The sequence below is a fragment of the Undibacter mobilis genome, from assembly GCF_003367195.1.
Lineage (GTDB): Bacteria > Pseudomonadota > Alphaproteobacteria > Rhizobiales > Xanthobacteraceae > Pseudolabrys > Pseudolabrys mobilis.
The window spans coordinates 93,631-115,261 of the sequence record NZ_QRGO01000003.1; the positions used below are offsets into that span (position 1 = coordinate 93,631).

Here is a 21,631-nt window from a genome sequence, read left to right on the forward strand (position 1 = left end):
CGACTGGGTCCGCTGGAGCACACGACAGGGTGGAACGTAGTGAGAACGGGTCCGGTTCGCTAGGGGCGGCGCACGCTTTCGCTGCGGCCGGCTGCGATATGGGGATAACCGGTGGCCGGACAATGTCGCTGCGCGGGGAAATACATCGCAAAACCACAAAAAAAAGGCCGGCACGAGGCCGGCCTTTTCAGTCTCGTCGATGCGAAACTTAGAAGCGGTAGTTCAGGCCGGCGCGCACGACGCTAAAGTCGTAGTTGCCCGACACCGGAACGCCGGCAAGGTTCAGGTTGACGTCGCCCGAGTGAATGAAGAGGTACTCGGCCTTGACGGTCCAGCGATCCCAGGCACCCCATTCGAGGCCGCCGCCGAGCGTGTAGCCCGAGCTCCAGGACTTGTCCGAAACCGAAGCAACGCCGTTGGTGGCGCTCAGTTCGGTGCGGGTATAGGCGAAACCGCCGGTGCCGTAGACCATGAAGCGGTCCCAGGCATAACCGATACGGCCGCGCACGGTGCCGAAGGCGTTGATGCGGGTGGTGGTCGAGATGCCGCCACCGGTCACGGTTTCGTCGATGTCGGCACCCTGGATGTCGGCTTCGAGGCCGAGCACCAGCGGGCTGCCATAGGCCTGCCAGTTGTAGCCGATCTGGCCGCCGCCGACGAAGCCGCCGGGGTTGCCGCCAGTGTCGACCCAGCCGTAGCCGCCGTTCAGGCCGGCGTAGAGGCCGGTCCAGTTATAGCCAGCCACCATCGGCGGAGCCTTGGTGTAGTTGCGCGCCGGCATGTCGGCGGCAGAGGCGGCGCCAGTAAGGCCGATGACGGCCAGCGCTGCAGTGAAAAGATGAATTGATCGCATCAGAAGCTCCCGGTTTGGACGCGCAGAAGAAAGCAATACCTGCGTAGTGTGCAACCTATATCCGATGTTCGCGTAAAAGCTGTTGCATATAAGCTACTGGAACTTATAATCTATTTTGGAACTCCGGGATCGAAAAGTTCCATTGCGGGAACTTTTCTACAGGCCAGGGTTGTGTCGTCAGCCGACCATTCCGGCAATGCGGGTGCCACACGCTGTCTCGACCCATTTGACAAAGGCGGGCTCGATAACTAGAACAAAATAAGAACATTCGGCGCTGTGGCTACGTCGCTGTCGTCGGCGCCCGAAGCGGGGCATGATCCGCTGTGGATTACAGGCGGCGACCTGAGACGCCTCCCATGCCGCGCCGGTAGGGTGAGATTGGCAGGGAACGCCGCACGGCGAGCGGACCCTTTTAACGGAAGCGGCGACCGGTTGCGTTGCGCCTAAGCTGTTTAGGATCAGCTGTGGCGCAAGATTAGGTTCAAGAACGGTTCGGTTCGGCTTTTGTCGGCAGATCGGTCAGCCAGGCGGAGAGCATCATGGCGGGTAGCGTCAACAAAGTGATTTTGATCGGCAATCTGGGCGCCGATCCGGAAATTCGGCGCACGCAGGACGGCCGGCCGATCGCCAATCTGCGCATCGCGACATCGGAAACGTGGCGCGACAAGAACACCGGTGAGCGCAAGGAAAAGACCGAGTGGCACCGCGTCGTCGTGTTCAACGAAGGCCTGTGCAAGGTCATCGAGCAGTATCTGAAGAAGGGCGCCAAGGTTTATCTCGAGGGCGCGCTGCAGACTCGCAAGTGGCAGGACAAGGACGGTCAGGATCGCTACTCGACCGAGGTCGTGCTGCAGGGCTTCAACTCGGTGCTGACCATGCTTGACGGCCGCAGCGGCGGCGGCGGTGCGAGCGGCGGCGACTTCGGATCGAGCGACGACTTCGGCTCCAGCGGCCCGTCGTCGAGCGCGCCGCGCCGGCAGCCGGCGATGGCCGGCGGCGGTGGCCGCAGCAACGACATGGACGACGAGATCCCGTTCTGAAATCGGTTGTAATGGCCCGTGGCCGCTAACGCATAGATTGTAAGCGTCCGCGATGCATGGTTAGATCGCTCCCGTTTCAACGGCTCACGGGGAGGTCTGTCATGCATCGCGTTCTGTTGATTGCGCTCACCGGCGCACTGTGCGTTGCGGCGTCCACTGCCGCCTGGTCGGCAGAGAAAATGCGCGGCAACAAGGTTTTTGCCAGCGGCTGCACCAGCTTCAAAGTGCCGTTCTGCACGATGCTGAAGACCGGCAAGTCTTCGTATGCCCTGATCGGAGCGTCTGTGCCGGCCGGCATCGGCGTGACGCTGGTCGGCGAGAAGGGCGATTACAACTTCCTGTGCGGGGCGTGGTCGCTCCGGGTCATCAGCTGGAAGCCGAACAGGATGAAGTGCCCGATGTAGGGCACCGGCCTAACGCTCGCGCAGGTTACGTGCGCTCGGTCAGCAGCGTTGCCAGACACAGCGCGCAGAATCCCGCGAGCGTCAGTGCCGTATTGGCGGCGTGCGACATTTCCCATTGCCAGCGCAGCGCCTGCCAACCGGCCGGCGCCACGGTCCAGTTCGCCGTCGCGACATTGGCGGGATAGGTGAAGGCGAAAAAGATCGCGAGGCCTCCGGCGAGGCACACGACCGCAAGCAACATGAGTCGGAACGGCATCGCCTGCCGTCGCAGGGCAACGGCCAGCACGGCATTGGCGGCGAGCGCGCCGAACGAGGCAATGCCGAACAGCGCCCAGCCGTTATAGATTGCCTGCGCCGCGAAATAGGTCTCCTGCGTCATGGCGAGCTTGGTCATCAGCGAGGCGGCATGCGAGCCGCCCGGGACCAGAGCGAAGGCGGTGAGGAAGAGCGCGACGAATTGCAGGGCAAGCATCGGCGCAAAGTGCTTCCGAACTGCGGCAAGGGCGTGTCGTGGTGTTGAAACCTGCCAGCCGTTCAGAGTTTCTGGCGTCTGTTCGCCGTCACGACGCGTGTCGCGATAATGCGGTCGATGCGGCGGCCGTCAAGGTCGGCAATCTCGAAGCGCCAGCCATGCGCGGCGATGGCGTCACCGATCTGCGGAATGGCCTGGAACCGCGCCAGCAGGAAGCCGGCGGCGGTCTGGTAACCGCGATCGCGCGGCAGCGCGATGCTGAGCAACTCCGCCATCTCGTCGGCTGCGAGCGAGCCGGCCAGCGACCAGCGTTCGGGGCCGAGGCGAACGGCGGACGGCTCATCATGCGAGGCCTGCCCGGCGCCGATGATGACTTCCATCAGATTGGCCGGCGTGACGATGCCTTCGAAGTGGCCGTATTCGTCATGTACCAGCGCCAGCGGAATCGCCGCATCGCGCAGCACCGGCAGCACGTCGAGCGAATCCATGGTGTCGATGACGACCGGCGCGGTTTTGACGAAGCGGCGCACCGACAAGTCCTCACCGGCCAGCGCGGCGCGCAGCATGTCGCGAATGCGCACGACGCCGTGAATGTCGTCGATGTTTTCTCCGGCGGGGAGAATGGCGCGGCTGGTGCTGTTCAGAATGCCGCGCACGGTTTCGTCGTCGGCATTGCAGTCGATCCATTCGACCTCATGCCGCGGCGTCATGGCACCGCGCACCGAGCGGTCGGCGAGCCGCATCACGCCGGAGATGAGCTTGCGCTCGCCGGCCTCGATGACGCCGGCGCTTTCGGCTTCCGCCATCAGACTCTGAATTTCCTCGTCGCTGACGCGCGATTGGCCGCGTTCGCCCTGGCCGAGCAGGCGCAGCACGGTTCGGCCGGAGAAGTCGAGCAGCGTTACCAGCGGCGCGGAGATCTTCGACAGCACGGTCATCGCCGGCGCAACGCGGCAGGCGACACGTTCGGGGTCGCGCAGCGCGACCTGCTTCGGCACCAGTTCGCCGAGGATGAGCGACAGATAGGTGATGACGAGCACGACGAGACCGACACCGAGGGAGTCGGCAATGACATTCGGCACGCCGAGATTCTGCAGCACGCCGGTCAGGCGCAGGCCGAGCGTCGCGCCGGAAAAGGCGCCTGATAGAATGCCGACCAGAGTGATGCCAATCTGCACCGTGGAGAGAAAGCGGCCGGGATCGGAGGCGAGCGCCAGCGCCCGCCGCGACCCGTAGACATCGCGGGCAATCATCGTCTTCAGGCGGCTGTGCCGCGACGAGACGATGGCCAGTTCCGACATGGCAAGCGCGCCATTGACGAAAGTGAGCGCGATGACGATGGCGATTTCGATATAGACCATGACGGCAATCTAATGGTTCGCGAGGGCCGGCGCGGCCCCGTGGCGGCACTTTGCCGCGCGACTCTTTACGCGACTACGCGCCGATGGTGGCGCGGATGCCGTCGATGACGAACTGCACCGCCAGTGCCGCCAGCAGCACACCGAGCAGGCGCGATAGCACCATATTGGCAGTGCTGCCGAGCAGCCGGCCGAGCCGCGTCGCCATCAGGAACACGGCAAGGCAGAGCAGCATGATGGCGACGATTACCGCGAACAGCATGCCGAGCTTGATGGGGTCGCCGCCGGCGCGGCCGGACAGCAGGACCGACGCGGTGATGGCGCCGGGGCCGGCCATCAGCGGAATTCCGAGCGGGAAGGCGGCGATGTTGCGCACGCGCTCCTCGATCGCCTGTTCGGCGGCTTCGGTCTGCCGCGTGACGCGCACGCCGAACACCATTTCAGAGGCGATCGAGAACAGCAGCAGGCCGCCGGCAATGCGGAAGGCCGGCAGCGTGATCGACAGCGCATGCAGCAGCCAGTTTCCGATCATGGCGCTGCCGGTGAGAATGATGGTGGCGATAATGCAGGCGCGCAGCGCCACCTGCGGCCGGTTCTTTTCCGGCAAGCCGTGGGTGACGGCGAGGAAGGCCGGGACAAGGCCAATCGGGTCGATGACGACCAGCAGCGTGACCAGCGCCGAGATCAGGAAATCGAAGGGGACGGAGCCAAGCACCATAGTTCCGATGGTAGCCGTTCGCGGGGGCGTTGACGCGCCCTAAAAGCGCTTTTGCGCGGCTTTATTCGCGGCGCGCGTGTGCCCTTTCCGAGGGCTTGGAAAATCGGCTGTAAAATATTGAAATTGCAAGAAAAAAAGACTGTCTTGCCGGGGCTTTAAAATTGGCGTCCGGGGGCCAAATCAGCTACAAATCCGCAGCAGATTCTCTGCCCTCAGGAACGCGTCCTTGTCCGATACCGAGATCCCCAAAACGGGGGGTGAAAACCCCTCCGACGTGCGCCCGATTTCGATCACCGAAGAGATGAAGCGCAGCTATCTCGATTACGCCATGAGCGTGATCGTGTCGCGCGCGCTGCCCGATGTGCGCGACGGCCTCAAGCCAGTGCATCGGCGCATCCTCTATTCGATGCACGAGCAAGGCCATACGCCGGACAAGAAATACGTGAAGTCGGCCCGCGTCGTCGGCGACGTGATGGGTAAATATCACCCGCATGGCGACAGCGCGATCTATGACGCGTTGGTGCGCATGGCGCAGGATTTCTCCATGCGCCTGATGCTGATCGACGGGCAGGGCAATTTCGGCTCGGTCGACGGTGATCCGGCGGCGGCGATGCGCTACACCGAGTGCCGTCTCGCCAAGCCGGCGATGGCGCTGCTCGACGACATCGACAAGAACACCGTCGATTTCCAGGACAATTACGACGGCAACGAGCAGGAGCCGGCGGTGCTGCCGGCGCGCTATCCGAACCTGCTGGTGAACGGCGCCGGCGGCATTGCCGTCGGCATGGCGACCAATATCCCGCCGCACAATCTCGGCGAAGTCATCGACGCCTGCGTGGCGATGATCGACAATCCGGCGATCACGACCGACGACCTGCTCAACATCGTGCCGGGACCGGACTTTCCGACCGGCGGCATCATCCTGGGCCGCTCCGGCATCTATTCGGCCTTCACGACCGGGCGCGGCTCGGTGGTGATGCGTGGCAAGGTCGCCTTCGAGACCTTCGGCAAGGACCGCGAGTCCATCATCATCTCGGAAATCCCGTACCAGGTGAACAAGGCCACCATGGTCGAGCGCATCGCCGAACTGGTGCGCGACAAGAAGATCGAAGGCATTTCCGACCTGCGCGACGAGAGCGACCGCGACGGCTATCGCGTCGTGATCGAGCTCAAGCGCGACGCCGAGCGCGAAGTCGTGCTCAACCAGCTCTATCGTTTCACGCCGCTGCAGACGTCGTTCGGCGTCAACATGGTGGCGCTCGATGGCGGCCGTCCGCTGCTGATGACGCTGAAGGACATGCTGACCGCCTTCGTCGCCTTCCGCGAAGAGGTGGTGTCGCGGCGCACCAAGTTCCTGCTCGGCAAGGCGCGCGACCGCGCCCATATCCTCGTCGGTCTCGCCATCGCGGTGGCCAATATCGACGAAGTGATCAAGCTGATCCGCGCCTCGAAGGACGCCAAGGAAGCGCGCGAGGCCTTGATGGCGCGCGACTGGCCGGCCAAAGACATGATCAACATGGTGCTGCTGATCGACGATCCGCGGCACCGCGTCTCCGATACCGGCTCGACGCGGCTGTCGGCCGAACAGGCCCAGGCCATCCTCGATCTGCGCCTGCAGCGCCTGACCGCGCTGGGCCGCGACGAGATCAAGGAAGAGCTGGACAAGCTCGCCGCCGAGATCGCCGACTATCTCGACATCCTGCGCTCGCGCGCGCGCATCCAGACCATCATCAAGGACGATCTGGCGGCGCTGAAGGCGCAGTTCGCCACGCCACGCCGCACCGAGATTTCGGAAGCGGCCGGCGACATGGACGACGAAGACCTGATCCAGCGCGAGGACATGGTCGTGACCGTGTCGCATCTGGGTTACGTCAAGCGCGTGCCGCTTTCGACCTACCGGGCGCAGCGCCGCGGCGGCAAGGGCCGCGGCGGCATGCAGGTGCGCGACGAGGATTTCGTGGCCCGGCTGTTCGTCGCCTCGACGCATACGCCGGTGCTGTTCTTCTCGTCGGCCGGCAAGGTCTACAAGGAGAAGGTGTGGCGGCTGCCGCTGGCGGCGCCGCAGGCGCGCGGCAAGGCGTTCATCAACATCCTGCCGCTCGACAACGGCGAGACCATCACCTCGATCATGCCGCTGCCCGAGGACGAGAAGACCTGGGGCGATCTCGACGTCATGTTCGCCACCACCAAGGGCACGGTCCGCCGCAACAAGCTGTCGGACTTCGTCGAAGTACGCCGCTCCGGCATCATCGCCATGAAGCTCGCGGACGGCGAGGGTATTGTCGGCGTGCAGATCTGCACCGAGAAGGACGATGTGCTGCTGACTTCGTCGGGCGGTCAGTGCATCCGCTTTGCGGTGCCGGAGGTGCGCGTGTTCACCGGTCGTACCTCGATGGGCGTGCGCGGCATTGCGCTCGAGGACGACGATCGCCTGATCTCGATGTCGATCCTGCGCCACAGCGAGGCGTCGTCGGAAGAGCGCGCGGCTTATCTCAAGAAGGCGAGCGCGGTGCGCCGCAGTTCCGGCGGCGACGACGAAGCGGTGGCGGCCATGCAGGTCGAAGCCGAAGAGAATGTGGCCGCGATCGAGATCAGCGAAGAGCGCTATGTCGAGATGTCGGCGGCCGAACAGTTCGTGCTGACCTTGTCGGAGCGCGGCTACGGCAAGCGGACGTCGTCGTACGAGTACCGCATCACCGGCCGCGGCGGCAAAGGCATCGTCGCAATGGATATCTGGCAGAAGGCCAAGGGCGGCGGCTTCGAACTCAAGCCGAAGATCGGCCGCCTGACGGCGTCGTTCCCGATCGAGGAAGACGATCAAGTGATGCTGGTGACCAATGCCGGCAAGCTGATCCGCACGCCAGTCACGGGCATCCGTCTCGCCGGACGGTCGACGCAGGGCGTTATCGTGCTGGATACGGCGGACGACGAGCGCGTCGTGTCGGTCGAGCGCCTCAGCGAGGACGAAGGCGGGGAGTAAATCTCCCCGGCTGGACATTTCCGTTCAGACAGGGATTACTGAATCGCCCGCGTTTGCGGACGATGACAGTGAGAACTCCCTATGAACTGGCAGCTTTTCTCGGCGTTTCTCGTTATCACCACGATCCTTATTGCGGTTCCGGGTCCGGTCGTGACCCTGGTGATCGCGACCGGCGCGCAGCGCGGCATTCGTCCGGCGCTGGCGACCGTGATCGGCACCATGGCCGGCACTGCGGTGCTGCTGGCCGCCATCGGCTTCGGCCTCGAGTGGCTGCTGCGGATGTCGACGACGTTGTTCGAGATCATGCGCTGGGCGGGCGCCGCCTATCTGTTCTATCTCGGCATTCAGGCCTGGCGGCATGCCGGTGATCCGGTGCCGAAGCTCGAGCCCCGCGGCCATGTGTTTGCGACCCGCGGCTTTCTCGTCGCGGTGACCAACCCGAAGACCATTGCCTTCTTCACGGCCTTCCTGCCGCAGTTCATCGATCCGGCGCTGCCGGTCGGCTTCCAGATCTTCGTGATGTCGGTGACGTCGCTGCTGATCGCGGCGGTGCTGGACTCATGCTGGGCGGTTGCCGCCGGGCTTGGCCGTGCCTGGTTCCTGAAACCCCACCACAACAAGCTGCTGGGCCGCATCTCGGGCCTCGTGCTCATGGGCGGCGGCGTATGGCTGAGCCTGACACGCCGGCCGGGCTGATACGCCCGGCGCCGCCGGGAGCAAGAACGTGCGCGGGGCCTGATATCGCTCAGTAGCGATAGGTAAACGTCCCGCGCACCGTATTGCTGATCGCGGCCGTGGACAGTTCTCCGGCGTAGCTCAGGTCGAAGCTCATGCCGTTCCGGATCGCCCAGGTCAGTCCGGCGTCGTAGAGCAAGGTGTCGCCGACGATCGGCGCGCCGTTGACGTTGAACGCCGACGCACCGCCGAGTGCGAGCTGCGTTGTTGTCGCCCGTTGCCCGAAGGCGTGGCGCCAGCCAAGTGCGCCGTGCAGCGTCACCGCTTGCGGACCGAAGGGCAGCGCGCCGGCCGCTCTCGCGCCGAGCGTCGAGAAGCCGGTGTTGTGCACCGTGCGCGCCGCGGTGAGGGCAGCGGAGCCCCCGGTCTCGCTGTAGCCCGGCGTCACCGTGTTCACGTTGGAGAGGCCTGCATAGGGCTCGACGATGGCCGCACCCGCCGGCAGGCGCGTGCTGATCTCGCCGAACAGCTGCGTGCTCATGGATTGATATTGAGCTTCGAGCTTTTCATTGAAGCCGGTGAACGCCACCGTGCGGTTGCTTCTGATGTCGTTCCAGGTGAAGGCCGCACCGCCCCGCAGGGCGTAGCTGTCCTGCTGCACGCCGCCATAGGCGGCGACGTGATAACCGTCGGAGGTGGCGTTCGACAGCCGCGCATCGGACGAGATCCAGGTCCGGTCGAAACCGGCGGCAAGCCCGTAGCGCCAAATGCGATCAACGGTCACATCGTAGCCGGTGACAACGCCGCCGGTGTTGCTGCGCGATTCCGCCATGTCGGCGTTGCCGTAGGTGCGGGTCCAATTGCCGAAGGCCTGGCTCCAGAGCGACACCTTGCGGCTGTTGTCTTCGGCGCGCGTGAAAGGCCAGCGGCCGGCAAAGGGACGGCGCGTTTTGCCGTCGTCGGCATAGGCCGACGACGCGCCGCCCGACACCTGCATCGCCGTCGGACCGCTGAAGCGGGCGCTGGCGCCCGAGCCTTGTGCCAGGCGGTTGAAGATTGACGCATTGATGGTCTGCGTGCCGCCGATCAGCGTGCCTTGCAGCGTAGCGAAGACTTCGCCGGAGAGCAGATCGAATGCCTTTCGTGCTTCGGCCGCGTCGAGATACAGCAGCGACTGGTACAAGGGGTTGGCGCGGCTGAGGCCTTCGACGCTGGCCGCCACCGCGCTCTGGTTGGACGTGGCTGCGACGCTGGACCACGCATGGCCATTGGGGGTGAGCGTCAGCGTGACATCGGTCGCGCTGTAGTTCAGCGCGGCATTGAGGAAGGCGTAGGTGGAATTGACACCGGCAAATGTGCCGCTGATGGTCGCAGCTTGCAGGATGGTCGCGGTGTTGTTGCTGATGGTTCCGGCGCGCACGGTCACCGTGCCGTCCAAACTGGCGTTGCCGGTGGCGACAATCTTGCCGGCCTGCGTCGCATTGGTGCCGACCTCGAACGTCGAGCCGGCATTGAAGGTGACGTTGCCGATGACGGAATAGCTGGTTCCGGCGCCGACCGAGACTTTGCCCGCGTTCGTCAGCGCGCCTGTGGTCTGGTTGAAGCCGCCGAGATCGAACGCGCCCCCGGTGCCGATGGTGAGTGAGGTCGCGGTCGGCAGCACATTAACAGCGCCGGCCAGCAGCGTGCCGCCGGAGATGGTGGTGCCGCCGGCGTAGGTGTTGGCGCCGCTCAGCGTGAGCGTGCCCGTACCTGATTTCATTAACGAGGCATTGCCGCCGATGACGCCGGAGAAGGTTGTGCTGGTGTTATTGCCACCGATCGTGAGCGCCATCGCGCCGGTCTGTACGATACCGGCGCCGGCCAGCGAGCCGATGGACTGATTATTGCTGCCGGCATTCCAGATGGCGCCCGACGCGATGCTCATGGCCGTCAGACTGGAGAAGGCGTTGGCGGCGGTCGTGGACAAGGTGCCGGCCGAGATTGTGGTGGCGCCGGTGTAGTTGTTGACGCCGCCGAGGGTGAGGGTGCCGCCGCCCGTCTTGGTGAGACCGAAGCTGCCGCTGTCTTCACCGACGATGCCGTTTTGCGTGGCGGAGCCGCTGTCGACGTTGAAGGTCGTCGATGCCTTCATCGTTATGTTGTTGGCGATCGTGACGGCGCTTGCAAAGTCGACGCCGCCGTTCTGCACGGTCAGGCCGCCAGTGCCGAGGGCGTTGCCGTGACCCAGACGCAGCGTGCCGCCATTGAGCGTGGTGCCGCCGCTAAAGGTGTTGTTGCCGGACAGCGTCAGTGTGCCGTCGCCGATCTTGCTCAGCGCGCCGCTGCCGGACAGCACGCCGGACCAGGCAACGCCGAGGCTATTGGTGTCGATCGTCGATGTGGTACCGCTCAGCAGCGTTGCATTTACGGCGGCGGTCAGCGCTGAACCATAGGCCTGCACGGTGCCGCCGCCGAGATTGAAGGCATAACTGCCGCTGCCGGCGTTACGCGCATGCAGGTTACTGCCGCCAATCTGAAGTGTGCCGCCGGTGAGGTTATAGGTGCCATCGCCATAAGCGGAGAGATAAAGACCGGAGATGGCCCCGATCCGCAGGATGCCGCCGCTCTGATTGATCGTGCCGCTGCCCTGGCCGACGGTGGCGGTGGCATCGCGATTGCCGATGATCAGTCTGCCGGCGGAGATCGAGTCGGTGTCGACGACGACGAGGCTAGTGCCGCTGATGTTCAGCGTGCCGGTGCTCGCCGGATTGGTGCTGGTGTTGCGGCCGATGTTGTGCAGACCGCCGAGGAGGCTGAGCGTGCCGCCGCTGATATTGTAGGTGCCGGTGCCGCCCTGATTGCCGATGTTCATGCTGCCCGAGGTCACCGTGACGGCACCGCCGGTCTGGTTCATGGTGCCGGTGCCGCCCCAGTCGCCGATCTGAAACGCCGGATCCAGCGAACCGCCCGGCCCGCCGCTGATGTTCAGCGTGCCGCCGGACATGGTCATGCCCGCTGTGCCGGAGTCGGAGCCGACCGCGAGATACCAGATAGAGGACGTCCCGGACGTCAGCGCGGCCGCGCCGCCATTGATGTGCAGTTCGCCGCCGTCTTGCGTGAAATTGTCGAAGGTGACGGTGCCCGTGCCGGTTTTCTTGATCTGTCCGGTATCGGCGGTGCCGTGAATGGTGCCGGACCAGACGGTGTTGGCATTGTCGCTGATGGTCAGCGCCTTGGCGCCGATCTGAACCGTGCCGCCGCTATTGATGGTGAGCGTGCCGATCGACTGGTTGAACCCACCGAGGTCGAAGGTCGTGCCGGACTGCACAAGCACGCCGGACGAGGTTGCGATGGCGTTCGCGATGCCCATGGTCAGCGTGCCGCCGGCAATGGTGGTGAGACCGGTATAGGTGTTGGTGCCGGACAGCGTCAGTTGTCCGGGGCCGGTCTTGGTCACGGCCATGCCGGCAACGCCTTCGCCAAGCGCTCCGGATTGTGTGGCAGCGCCGCTGTTGACGTTGAGCGTTGCCGGGTTGCTGAGAGTAATGGGGACGGTGAGGTTTGCGCCGTCGGTGTAGTCGATGGTGCCGGCCGATGCCGGGACGCCGACAAGAGTTGCCAGCGTCAGCGCGGTCACGCCGCAGGCGACAGCGCGTACCGATGCGGCTGGCTCGGCGAGTGCGGTGGAGGACAATAGCCCTGAGCGGACCGTCTGGCGTCTTGCGTTCGTTGAAGTCGAAGAGGGTGACGTCGAAGCCTGTGAAGACCCAACCGGGGGTCGTCCATTTCGCATTTCAAATCCTCAGTCCCTGACGCGTAGCGGCCTCCTGTCGCTCCCTCCGTCAGCAAAATTTCTCAGTAGATCGGACATGCGTCCGCGATACTTGAAACGATCAAGTCATGTCGTGTCGGATATGGGTATTTGAGCTGTTGGAGCCGCCCCAGTGTTATCCGGCCAAACGGACCATCCATTCAAGAATGGGCATGGCTCAGATTGGGCTTGGTGTCCCAGTCTGGGATCAGAGGCGACGGTTCTATGACGTGTGGATGCGCGCCAGACCTGACGCTCAGCGCGCGCCGGCGCGTTCCAGGATCGCGACCATGTCCGCGTAGCGGCGGGTCTTCGCCAAGGTCAGCGGTGTTGCGCCGGAGCGGTCGGCGATGTTGACGTTGGCGCCGGCTTCGACCAGCGCCTTCAGCGTCGCGGTGTGACGCGCGCCGCCATTGCCGAGCACGATGGATTCGATCAGCGCGGTCCAGCCGAGATTGTTGACGTGGTCGAGTGGCGCTTTCGCCGCGATCAGCATGCGCACCACCTCATCATGGCCGAGATGCGCGGCGGCGATCAGCGCCGTACCGTGATAGGGGCTGGTGATGTTTGTCGCCTTGCAGCCACCATCGAGTGACAGTTTCAGCATCGCCACATCGTCGGCGACCGAAGCGATGGTGACGATGTCATAGGCTTGCGCATCGAGCGCATTGGCGTCGGCGCCGAGGCGGAGCAGGGCGCGGGCGGCGTCGGCCTTTTTCAGATGCACGGCGACATGGAGCGGCGTGCGCCCGCCTTTGTCGCGCGCCTCGAGCGCGGCGCCGTTTTTCACCAGCCGTTCGACCGCTGCTGCGTCACCCGCGGCGGCCGCAGCGTGCAGGCCCTGATACGCCGCGATCTCGGTGGCATCGGGGGCCACCTGCGCCGACGCAACCGGGGCCGTCAGGACGAGGGCGGCAACAATGAAGCGGATGAGCATCGGATGGGTCCCCGGATGGTTGGCCGCCAAGATTTGCCCGAGACTAACCCCGAATGCGGGCCGTTCATCCGGCATCAGGGCGCGGCCCGCGGCCGCAGCCGGGATGCTGGACCGGCCGACCCTTGCCGCAAGGGCGGGGCCGGGGTAGACGGAACCCATGTCGCGGATTGCCCTTTACGCCGGCTCTTTCGACCCGGTCACCAACGGCCATATCGATGTTGTGCGCCATGCCGTCCGGCTGGCCGACAAGCTCATCCTCGCCATCGGCATTCATCCGGGCAAGGCGCCGCTGTTTCCGGCCGAGGAGCGACTGGCCATGCTCGAAGAGACCTGTGCGCCGCTGGCCAAGGCGGCCAAGTGCGAGATGACTTGCATCACTTTCGACGGCCTGCTGGTCGCCACGGCGCAAAAGGCCGGCGCGAGCATCCTGATCCGCGGCCTGCGCGACGGCACGGACTTCGACTACGAAATGCAGATGGTCGGCATGAACGAGGCGATGGCCCCCGAGATTCAGACCGTGTTCCTGCCGGCCTCGCCGATGGTGCGCCCGATCACCGCCACATTGGTGCGCCAGATCGCCGCGATGGGCGGCGACGTGTCGTCATTCGTGCCGGCCAGCGTCGCCGAGCGGCTGAAAAAGCGCTTCGCCAAATCCTGATTTTCCGGAGACCGACCATGATCTCTCGACGACTTCTCTTGTCGGTGGCGCTGCTGACGGCTGGTTTGTCTCCGGCTTTGGCGCAGAACGCCAAACTCGCCAATCCCGCCGCGCTCACCGAACAGGCGCCGGCAACCTACAAGGCCAAGTTCGACACATCGAAGGGCTCCTTCGTCATCCAGGTGACGCGCGCCTGGGCGCCGACCGGCGCCGACCGCTTCTACAATCTCGTCAAGAACGGCTATTTCGACGATGGCCGCTTCTTCCGCGTTATCCCGGGTTTCATGGTGCAGTTCGGCCTCAATGCCGATCCGGCGCTGAATGCTAAATGGCGCGTCGCGCGTATTCAGGATGACCGCGTCTCCCAGAGCAACACGCGCGGCATGGTCACCTTCGCGACTTCCGGCCCGAACGCGCGCACCACGCAGGTCTTCATCAATTTCGACGACAACAGCCGGCTCGACGGCATGGGTTTTGCGCCGTTCGGCAAGGTCGTCTCGGGCATGGATATCGTCGACAAGCTCTATTCGGGCTATGGCGAGGGCGCGCCGAACGGCCGCGGCCCCGACCAGAACCGCATCCAGACGGAAGGCAATGCGTATCTGACGCAAGGCTTTCCGCGGCTCGATCACGTCACCAAGGCGACCATCGTCCCCTGACGACAAGCCTTCGATTTCCAGGACAAGGAGTTTTCCGATTATGGCCAAGCCAGAAGATACGCTGACGCTCGAAACCACCAAGGGCAACGTCGTCATCGAGATGCGCCCCGACCTCGCGCCCGGCCATGTCGCGCGCATCAAGGAGTTGGTGAAGGAAGGCTTCTATGACGGCATTGTCTTTCACCGTGTCATCGATGGCTTCATGGCGCAGACCGGTTGTCCGCAGGGCACCGGCATGGGCGGTTCCGGCAAAAAGCTGAAGGCCGAGTTCAACACCGAGCCGCATGTGCGCGGCACGGTGTCGATGGCGCGCGCCTCGAACCCGGATTCGGGCGACAGTCAGTTCTTCATCGTGTTCGACGATGCCACCTTCCTCGACAACCAGTATACGGTCTGGGGCAAGGTGATCTCCGGCATGGAGAACGTCGACAAGATCAAGCGCGGCGAGCCGGTGCAGAGCCCCGACAAGATCGTCAAGGCGACGATGGGGGCGTAAGGTATTGTCATTCCGGGGCGCGAGCGATAGCGAGCGAGCCCGGAATCCATAACCCCAGCGCTGCGGAGTATGGATTCCGGGCCCGGCGCTCACGCGCCGTCCCGGAATGACGGACAGTTATGCGCACCGACCTCTTCGACTTCGATCTGCCGCCCGACCGCATTGCCTTGCGGCCGGTGTCGCCGCGTGAGAGCGCGCGGCTTCTGGTCGTCAGGCCGGGGCAGGCGGCGGAATTCGAAAATCGCACGGTTGGCGATTTGCCGGAGTTCCTGCAGCCCGGCGATTGCTTGGTAGTCAACGATTCCAAGGTGATCGCCGCGCGGCTCAAGGGCCGCCGTATCGGGCGGGGTGAGACGGAGCCGGCCATCGAGGCGACCTTGCACAAGCGGCTCGACGGCTCGACCTGGCGGGCCTTCATCCTCGGCGCCAAGAAGGTTCAGGCCGGCGACGTGCTGCGATTCGGCTCCGAGGGGCGGGTCTGCTTCCTCGATCAGCTCGATGCTCAAGTTTTACATAAAGATGAGGGCGGGGATGTAACCCTCTCATTTTCCTTGCATGGTCCGCATCTGGATCAGGCGATCGAGGAGCGGGGCGACATGCCGTTGCCGCCTTACATCGCCTCGAAGCGGCCAACCGACGCGCAGGACAAGACCGACTACCAGACCGTCTTCGCGCATGCGGACGGCTCGGTGGCGGCACCGACTGCCGGATTACATTTTACCGCCGAGCTCTTAACGCGGCTTCAAGCGCGCGGCGTCGCCCTCCACAAGGTGACCCTGCATGTCGGCGCTGGCACCTTCCTGCCGGTCAAGGCGGGCGACACGGCCGACCACAAGATGCATGCCGAATTCGGCGTGGTGAGCGCCGCTACGGCCGCAGCGCTAAACGCGGCGCGCGCCAAGGGCGGGCGCATCGTGGCGGTCGGCTCGACGGCGCTCCGGCTTCTGGAAAGCGCGGCCGGCGCGGACGGCGTTATTCATGAATTCGCGGGCGACACCGCGATCTTCATCACGCCCGGCTACCGATTCAAGGCGGTCGATCTGATGATGACCAACTTCCACCTGCCGCGTTCGACTTTGTTCATGCTGGTCTCGGCCTTCTCGGGCCTCGAGACGATGCAGCGCGCCTACCGCCATGCCATCGAGACCGGCTACCGGTTCTACTCCTACGGCGATGCCTGCCTGCTGCATCCGGCAGTCGCCGCAGCAAAGGCATGACAATGACGGTTCCGTCCGATCCGGCTCGGTGCATCCCCGTTCTGGCCTCGCTCGATATCGCCCAGTCGCACGACTTCTATGTCGGCAAGCTCGGCTTCGAGGCCGGATATCGCGACGACAAATATCTGATTGTCCGGCGCGACGAGATGGAACTGCATTTCTGGCTGGCGCCGGATCGCATTCATCCCGAGAACACCTCCTGCTATATCCGCGGAGGCCAGATTGTGGCGCTCTACGAGGAATACAAAGCGCGGGGCGTAGAGCGATTGTCCGATTTCGAGGTCCGGCCGTGGGACATGAAGGAGTTCTACATCCATGACCCGCACGGCAACCTGCTGCGCTTCGGCTGTAGCCCGCAGGAGATTTGAGCCCGCGTGACCCAATCTTTTTCCTTCACTCTTCACAAGACCGACGGCATGGCCCGGCGCGGTACCGTGGTGACGCCGCATGGTCCGGTCGAGACGCCGGCCTTCATGCCCGTTGGCACCCAGGCCACGGTGAAGGGGCTTTACCCGGAAGCGGTGGAAGGCACCGGCGCGCAGATCCTGCTTGGCAACACCTATCACCTGATGCTGCGGCCGGGCGCCGAACGCGTCGCCGCCCTGGGCGGCCTGCACAAATTCATGAACTGGCCGCACGCCATTCTGACCGACTCGGGCGGCTTTCAGGTCATGTCGCTCGCCACCTTGCGCAAGCTCACGGAGCAGGGCGTTACCTTCCGTTCGCATATCGACGGCAGCAAACATGAGCTGACGCCGGAACGTTCGATCGAGATTCAGGCTCTGCTCGGCACTGACATCACCATGCAGCTCGATGAATGCCTGAAGCTGCCGGCCTCGCGGGAGGAGATCGAGCGCGCGATGCAGCTCTCGATCCGCTGGGGCGAGCGGTCGAAGCGCGCCTTCGAGGCCCGCGCGCGCGACGGCTATGCGCTGTTCGGCATCGTCCAGGGCGGCGACGACGTCCCGCTGCGGCAACAGAGCGCCAAGGCGCTCACCGATATTGGCTTCCACGGCTACGCCATTGGCGGGCTGGCGGTGGGCGAGCCGCAGGAAGTGATGCTTAAGGTGGTTGAGGAGACGACGCCGGCGCTGCCGGCAGCCGCGCCGCGCTACCTGATGGGGGTCGGCACGCCGCACGACCTCATCGAGGCGGTCGCCCGCGGCGTCGACATGTTCGATTGCGTGATGCCGACCCGTAACGGCCGCCACGGCATGGCCTTCACCCGTTTCGGCCAGATCAACCTGTCCAATGCGCGACACGCCGACGACCCGCGCCCACTCGACGAGGACAGCCCGCACCCCTTGGCGCGCGTATATTCGCGCGCCTATCTGCACCACCTGACCAAGGCCAACGAGATGCTAGGACAGGTGATGCTGTCGACTATCAACATCGCCTACTACCAGGCGTTGACCGCCGGTATGCGCGCCGCGATCGAGGCCGGGCGCTTTGCCGATTACCGGGAGACGGTATTGGAAGGCTGGCGCAAGGGCGATCTGCCGCCCCTGTAAAGGACCGGTTATTTCGGGGCCGTTCGCTTCGCTGCCGGGCCGGAATGACGGGGCGATTGTCTCCGGCCGTTGCCTTCGCTATGCCACGCCACGAACTCACTTGGAGCTGCGTCCCCATGACCGTCGATCTCACCTTTCTGGAACACCGGCGCGCACCGCGGGTGAAGCTGCCGGCGGGGGCGACTGACGCGCATTGCCATGTGTTCGGGCCAGGCGACACGTTTCCCTACGCGCCGAACCGCCGCTACACCCCCAAGGACGCCCCTAAGGAAGCGCTGCGGGCGCTGCACGACCATCTCGGCGTCTCACGGGCCGTTATCGTCCAGGCGAGCTGCCACGGCACCGACAACCGCGCGATGCTCGACTGCATCGCTTCCGACCCCAAGCGCTACCGCGGCGTCGCCATCGTCGATGGCACCTTTACCGACAAGGACTTCGAGACGCTGCATGAGGGCGGCGTTCGCGGCGTTCGCTTCAACTTCGTCAAGCATCTGGGTGGCGCACCGGACATGAACGTGTTCATGCGCGTCATCGACCGGGTGAAGGGGCTGGGCTGGCATGTCGTGCTGCATCTCGACGCCCCCGACATCGTGCCTTTGTCGGGCATGATTTCACGCCTGCCGCTGCCCTTCATTGTCGATCACATGGGCCGTGTGCCGGCGCTGGCCGGCGTCGATCAGGAGCCGCTGCGGGCGCTGGTCAAGCTCGCGCGCCTCGACAATTGCTGGATCAAGGTTTGCGGCGCCGAGCGCATCGACCTGCCGCCTTACAACCGCGCGGCGCCGATTGCCCGTATCCTCGTCGAGGTCAATCCGGAGCGGGTGCTGTGGGGCACCGACTTCCCGCATCCCAACTCGACCCACGAATGCGACGAGGCCGATCTGGTCGACCTGATACCGCATTACGCCGTGAACGAACGGGCGCAGCAACGCCTGCTGGTCGACAACCCGGCGCGTCTGTATGGTTTCTGAGAAGCCGGAAGAATTCAACAAACGACAGTGGAGGAAGGCCCCAATGGCAAAACGTGTTTTTGATGGTACGCGGCGCGGCATCATTCTGGCCGGCGCGGCTGCCGTCATGTTGGCGGCCATGCCGCAGGCGCAGGCCGCTTGGCCGGACAAGCCGATACGCCTTGTGCTGCCGTTCGGCGCCGGCGGTGTCGGCGACGTGACGGCGCGGATCGTCGCCGAGAAACTGGGCGATAAGCTCGGCCAGCGTATCGCCATCGAGAACATGCCCGGGCCCGGCGGCATCAGCGCGGCGCGGGCGGTCACGACCGCGCAGCCTGACGGTTACACCCTTGGCCTTCTGAGCAACGGCACGGCGGCGGCGGTGGCCACCTTCAAGAAGCTGCCATTCGATCCGCTCACCGAATTCGCCATGGTCTCGACCATGGGCCAGTTCGACGCCGTGCTCGCGGTGTCGGCGAAGTCCGAATTCAAGACGCTTGGCGATCTCCTCAAGGCCGCCAAGGCCAATCCGGGCAAGATCAATGTCGGCACCATCACCGCGGGTTCGACGCAGAATCTCGGCGGCGAATACTTCAAGTCGGCGGCCGATATCGACGTCGTGATCGTTCCCTACAAGAGCTCGCCGGATATCGTCGTCGGGCTTCTGCGCAACGACGTGCAGATGATGCTCGACTTTCCGCCGGCGGTGAAGGGCCAGGTCGAGTCCGGTGACATCCGGCTGCTGGCCACGGCCGCGGACAAGCGCTCGCAGATGTTCCCGAACGTCCCAACCGCGGCGGAGCAGGGGATGAAGGGCTTCCGCGTCTATTCGTGGAACGGCATCTTTGCGCCGAAGGACACGCCGAAGGAGATTGTCGACAAGCTCAATAAGGGTATCCGCGAAGTGCTCGCCATGAAAGAGGTGCAGGAGCAGTTCGCCAAGCTCAGCATCGAAGCGCAACCGTCGAGCCCGGAAGAGCTGATGCAGCGGCTCAAGGACGATATCGCCAATCTGAACATGGTGGTCGACAAGGCCGGCATCGTTCGCAAGTAGACGGCGGCGGGGAAGAGGTTGATGGACTGGTCACGCGCCGTCGATCTCTACTGCGAAAGGCTAGACCCGTCGTTCTGGGCCGAGCCGGTCAATGCCGTCACCAATGCGTCATTCCTGATCGCTGCCGTTGCCGCCTTTCTGCAGTGGCGGCGCGGCGGGGGTGGGGATATTCCGGCGCTCGCCTTGATCGCCGTGACGGCGGCGATCGGTGTCGGCTCCTTCATTTTCCATACGGTGGCGACGCGCGGGGCGGCGCTGTTCGACACCGTGCCGATCGCGGTTTTCATCTACGGCTATTTATGGCTGGCGCTGCGGCGCTTCCTGGGCCTGTCGGCGTGGGTGGCGCCGGCGCTGGTCGTGGCCTTCGGCGTGTTCAGCGCGGCCGAGGGCGCGCTGGTGCCGCCCGGCACGCTCAACGGCTCGCATGCCTATCTGCCCGCGCTGGCCGCGCTGATCGTGGTCGGCTGGTTGAGCCGCCCGGGCGTCACGCGGCGGTGCCTGTTCGCGGCGGCGGCCGTATTCGCGCTGTCGATCGTTTTCCGCAGTATCGACCAGGCGGTGTGCGAGGCGGTGCCGCTCGGCACGCATTTCCTCTGGCACACGCTCAACGGGCTGGTGCTGTATCTGTTGCTGCGCGGCGCGCTGCTGGCGCCGCGCTAGGCGGCCGCGGCGCGGCGCTCGAGCAGCCGCGGCAGCAGTTTGGCGATGTCCTGCTGGAAGGCGCTGGCGGTTTGCGCCTTGGCGATGAGCGCCTCGCGTTCGCGCTTAAACTCAGTGCGCTCGCGATCGAATTCGGCGATGAGTTCCTTGACGGTCGCCTCCGCGTTCTCGCGGGTCACATTGATGACGGTGTCGAGGAAGGCGATGTGGCTGTCCTTGCCGGCCGCGGTTTCGATAGCGGCGGTGATCTCGGCATGGCTGTCGTCGAGCAGGGCGCGCAGCGCGGCGATTTCCTCCGCCAGCGTGACCTTGTCCTGCTCCAACGCCTCGAGGCGGGCGTCGCGCTCGGCGATGATGCCCTGCAGATCGGCGACACGCCGTTCGGTGTTGGCGATCAGCGCACTGCGCTCCAATTCGTGGCGGCGTTCAATGCGTTCCTCGGTGGCGACGACCTGGGTGGCGACCGCCACCTGCGCTGCAGCCAGTTCGGCGTGCAAATGGTCGATCAACTGCTGGGCGTCGGCGAGATCGGCCGACTGGTTGTTGAGCGCGCCTTCCTTGGCCGCCAGTCGCACCGATGAATTGCTGGCATCGCGCAGCGCCGAGGCGAGCTGCGACTCCAGCGCCACCTTGTCGGCTTCCGATTCCATCAGCCGGCGCGTCAGTTCGGCGACTTCGGCATCGCGCTCGCTGGCGAGGTCGCGCAGGCTCTTGATGGCGAGCGCCTGGCGCTCGAGATGCTCACGGGCCTCCCGCAGATCGGTCGCCTGGCGATCACGGGCGGCGGTGAGTTCGGCAAGGCGCTGCTCGTGATCGCCCATGTGAACGACACGGGCCGGCGGAACGGATTCGGCACGGTCGGGCGCCGGGGCCTCGTCCGGCACCGGCAGGCGCGGCCACTGGCGCACGCCGCCGTCGCCGGCTGGCGACGCCGCGGGTTCGCGGCGGGGCGCTGCCGCAGGGCCGCTGCGGGCTCCTGGGGGCCGCCGGCCGCCATTGAGCGTGTCGATGCGGTTGGCCAAGGCAGCCAGCCGCGCCGACAGTTCATCGATGTCGGGCGGATTGTCCGCTGATCTGTGGTGATGGTCCGCCGTGCGCATGCGCCCCCCGAGCGCAACCTGACGCGTTCGCGACTCGTCTTTTAACGACAGATTAACCGTGGCGGACGCGGGTTAACGACCCGTTAACGAGGGAAC

General features: G+C 64.9%; 20 protein-coding genes. 13 read left to right on the top strand and 7 right to left on the bottom strand.

All coding sequences use genetic code 11. The features are described from left to right. Positions 1-208: 208 nt before the first annotated feature. Positions 209-853, bottom strand: a complete 645-nt coding sequence (locus DXH78_RS17905) for an outer membrane protein (protein ID WP_115518628.1) — start codon at positions 851-853, stop codon at positions 209-211. A 539-nt stretch (positions 854-1,392) separates the two neighbouring features. On the opposite strand from DXH78_RS17905, the gene DXH78_RS17910 reads away from it, so the two are divergent. Further along, positions 1,393-1,893, top strand: a complete 501-nt coding sequence (locus tag DXH78_RS17910; protein ID WP_115518629.1) for a single-stranded DNA-binding protein — start codon at positions 1,393-1,395, stop codon at positions 1,891-1,893. Between the two features lie 101 nt (positions 1,894-1,994). Continuing rightward, entirely contained in the window at positions 1,995-2,297 is a 303-nt protein-coding gene (locus tag DXH78_RS17915; RefSeq protein WP_115518630.1) for a hypothetical protein, read from the top strand. A 25-nt stretch (positions 2,298-2,322) separates the two neighbouring features. Here DXH78_RS17915 and DXH78_RS17920 read toward each other — a convergent pair whose 3' ends face one another. The 3 genes from DXH78_RS17920 to DXH78_RS17930 form a co-directional block, all read right to left on the bottom strand. After that, positions 2,323-2,769 carry a DUF1772 domain-containing protein gene (locus tag DXH78_RS17920; protein ID WP_115518631.1) on the bottom strand — a complete coding sequence of 149 codons (447 nt, stop codon included), beginning with the start codon at positions 2,767-2,769 and terminating at the stop codon, positions 2,323-2,325. 62 nt (positions 2,770-2,831) lie between these two features. After that, positions 2,832-4,130, bottom strand: a complete 1,299-nt coding sequence (locus DXH78_RS17925) for a hemolysin family protein (RefSeq protein WP_115518632.1) — start codon at positions 4,128-4,130, stop codon at positions 2,832-2,834. A gap of 73 nt (positions 4,131-4,203) precedes the next feature. Further along, positions 4,204-4,845, bottom strand: a complete 642-nt coding sequence (locus DXH78_RS17930; RefSeq protein ID WP_115518633.1) for a MarC family protein — start codon at positions 4,843-4,845, stop codon at positions 4,204-4,206. A 226-nt stretch (positions 4,846-5,071) separates the two neighbouring features. Between DXH78_RS17930 and gyrA the strand changes: the two genes are divergently transcribed. Both gyrA and DXH78_RS17940 read left to right on the top strand, forming a co-directional pair. Then, positions 5,072-7,825 (top strand): DNA gyrase subunit A, encoded by a 2,754-nt coding sequence (gene gyrA / locus DXH78_RS17935; protein WP_115518634.1) that lies wholly within the window; start codon positions 5,072-5,074, stop codon positions 7,823-7,825. Between the two features lie 81 nt (positions 7,826-7,906). Beyond that, entirely contained in the window at positions 7,907-8,521 is a 615-nt protein-coding gene (locus tag DXH78_RS17940) for a LysE family translocator (RefSeq protein ID WP_115518635.1), read from the top strand. Positions 8,522-8,570: 49 nt separating this feature from the next. Here the strand turns inward: DXH78_RS17940 and DXH78_RS20300 are convergent, their stop codons facing one another. Both DXH78_RS20300 and DXH78_RS17950 read right to left on the bottom strand, forming a co-directional pair. Next, positions 8,571-12,176 carry an autotransporter outer membrane beta-barrel domain-containing protein gene (locus DXH78_RS20300; protein WP_168192883.1) on the bottom strand — a complete coding sequence of 1,202 codons (3,606 nt, stop codon included), beginning with the start codon at positions 12,174-12,176 and terminating at the stop codon, positions 8,571-8,573. 373 nt (positions 12,177-12,549) lie between these two features. After that, on the bottom strand, positions 12,550-13,230 hold the full coding sequence (locus tag DXH78_RS17950; protein ID WP_115518925.1) for an ankyrin repeat domain-containing protein: 681 nt from the start codon (positions 13,228-13,230) through the stop codon (positions 12,550-12,552). Positions 13,231-13,387: 157 nt separating this feature from the next. Here DXH78_RS17950 and coaD point away from each other — a divergent pair, with 157 nt between their 5' ends. From coaD to DXH78_RS17995, 9 genes are all read left to right on the top strand, one after another. Further along, positions 13,388-13,888, top strand: a complete 501-nt coding sequence (gene coaD / locus DXH78_RS17955) for a pantetheine-phosphate adenylyltransferase (RefSeq protein ID WP_115518637.1) — start codon at positions 13,388-13,390, stop codon at positions 13,886-13,888. Between the two features lie 17 nt (positions 13,889-13,905). Next, the gene (locus DXH78_RS17960; protein ID WP_115518638.1) at positions 13,906-14,547 is read left to right on the top strand and encodes a peptidylprolyl isomerase; all 642 of its coding nucleotides are present in this window, start codon (positions 13,906-13,908) and stop codon (positions 14,545-14,547) included. A 40-nt stretch (positions 14,548-14,587) separates the two neighbouring features. Next, positions 14,588-15,043 (top strand): peptidylprolyl isomerase, encoded by a 456-nt coding sequence (locus tag DXH78_RS17965; protein WP_115518639.1) that lies wholly within the window; start codon positions 14,588-14,590, stop codon positions 15,041-15,043. A 119-nt stretch (positions 15,044-15,162) separates the two neighbouring features. Beyond that, entirely contained in the window at positions 15,163-16,260 is a 1,098-nt protein-coding gene (gene queA / locus DXH78_RS17970; protein ID WP_115518640.1) for a tRNA preQ1(34) S-adenosylmethionine ribosyltransferase-isomerase QueA, read from the top strand. A gap of 2 nt (positions 16,261-16,262) precedes the next feature. Next, complete coding sequence (locus DXH78_RS17975) at positions 16,263-16,628, top strand: bleomycin resistance protein (RefSeq protein WP_115518641.1); 366 nt, start codon at positions 16,263-16,265, stop codon at positions 16,626-16,628. A gap of 6 nt (positions 16,629-16,634) precedes the next feature. Further along, positions 16,635-17,771 carry a tRNA guanosine(34) transglycosylase Tgt gene (gene tgt, locus DXH78_RS17980; protein ID WP_115518642.1) on the top strand — a complete coding sequence of 379 codons (1,137 nt, stop codon included), beginning with the start codon at positions 16,635-16,637 and terminating at the stop codon, positions 17,769-17,771. Between the two features lie 116 nt (positions 17,772-17,887). Further along, positions 17,888-18,742, top strand: a complete 855-nt coding sequence (locus DXH78_RS17985; protein WP_115518643.1) for an amidohydrolase family protein — start codon at positions 17,888-17,890, stop codon at positions 18,740-18,742. Between the two features lie 43 nt (positions 18,743-18,785). Continuing rightward, positions 18,786-19,775, top strand: coding sequence for a Bug family tripartite tricarboxylate transporter substrate binding protein (locus DXH78_RS17990; RefSeq protein ID WP_168192884.1), 990 nt, complete (start codon positions 18,786-18,788; stop codon positions 19,773-19,775). A gap of 21 nt (positions 19,776-19,796) precedes the next feature. Beyond that, complete coding sequence (locus DXH78_RS17995) at positions 19,797-20,435, top strand: ceramidase domain-containing protein (RefSeq protein ID WP_115518645.1); 639 nt, start codon at positions 19,797-19,799, stop codon at positions 20,433-20,435. Here the strand turns inward: DXH78_RS17995 and DXH78_RS18000 are convergent. Next, positions 20,432-21,535 carry a coiled-coil domain-containing protein gene (locus DXH78_RS18000; protein WP_115518646.1) on the bottom strand — a complete coding sequence of 368 codons (1,104 nt, stop codon included), beginning with the start codon at positions 21,533-21,535 and terminating at the stop codon, positions 20,432-20,434. The genes DXH78_RS17995 and DXH78_RS18000 overlap by 4 nt on opposite strands. Between the last annotated feature and the right edge of the window lie 96 nt (positions 21,536-21,631).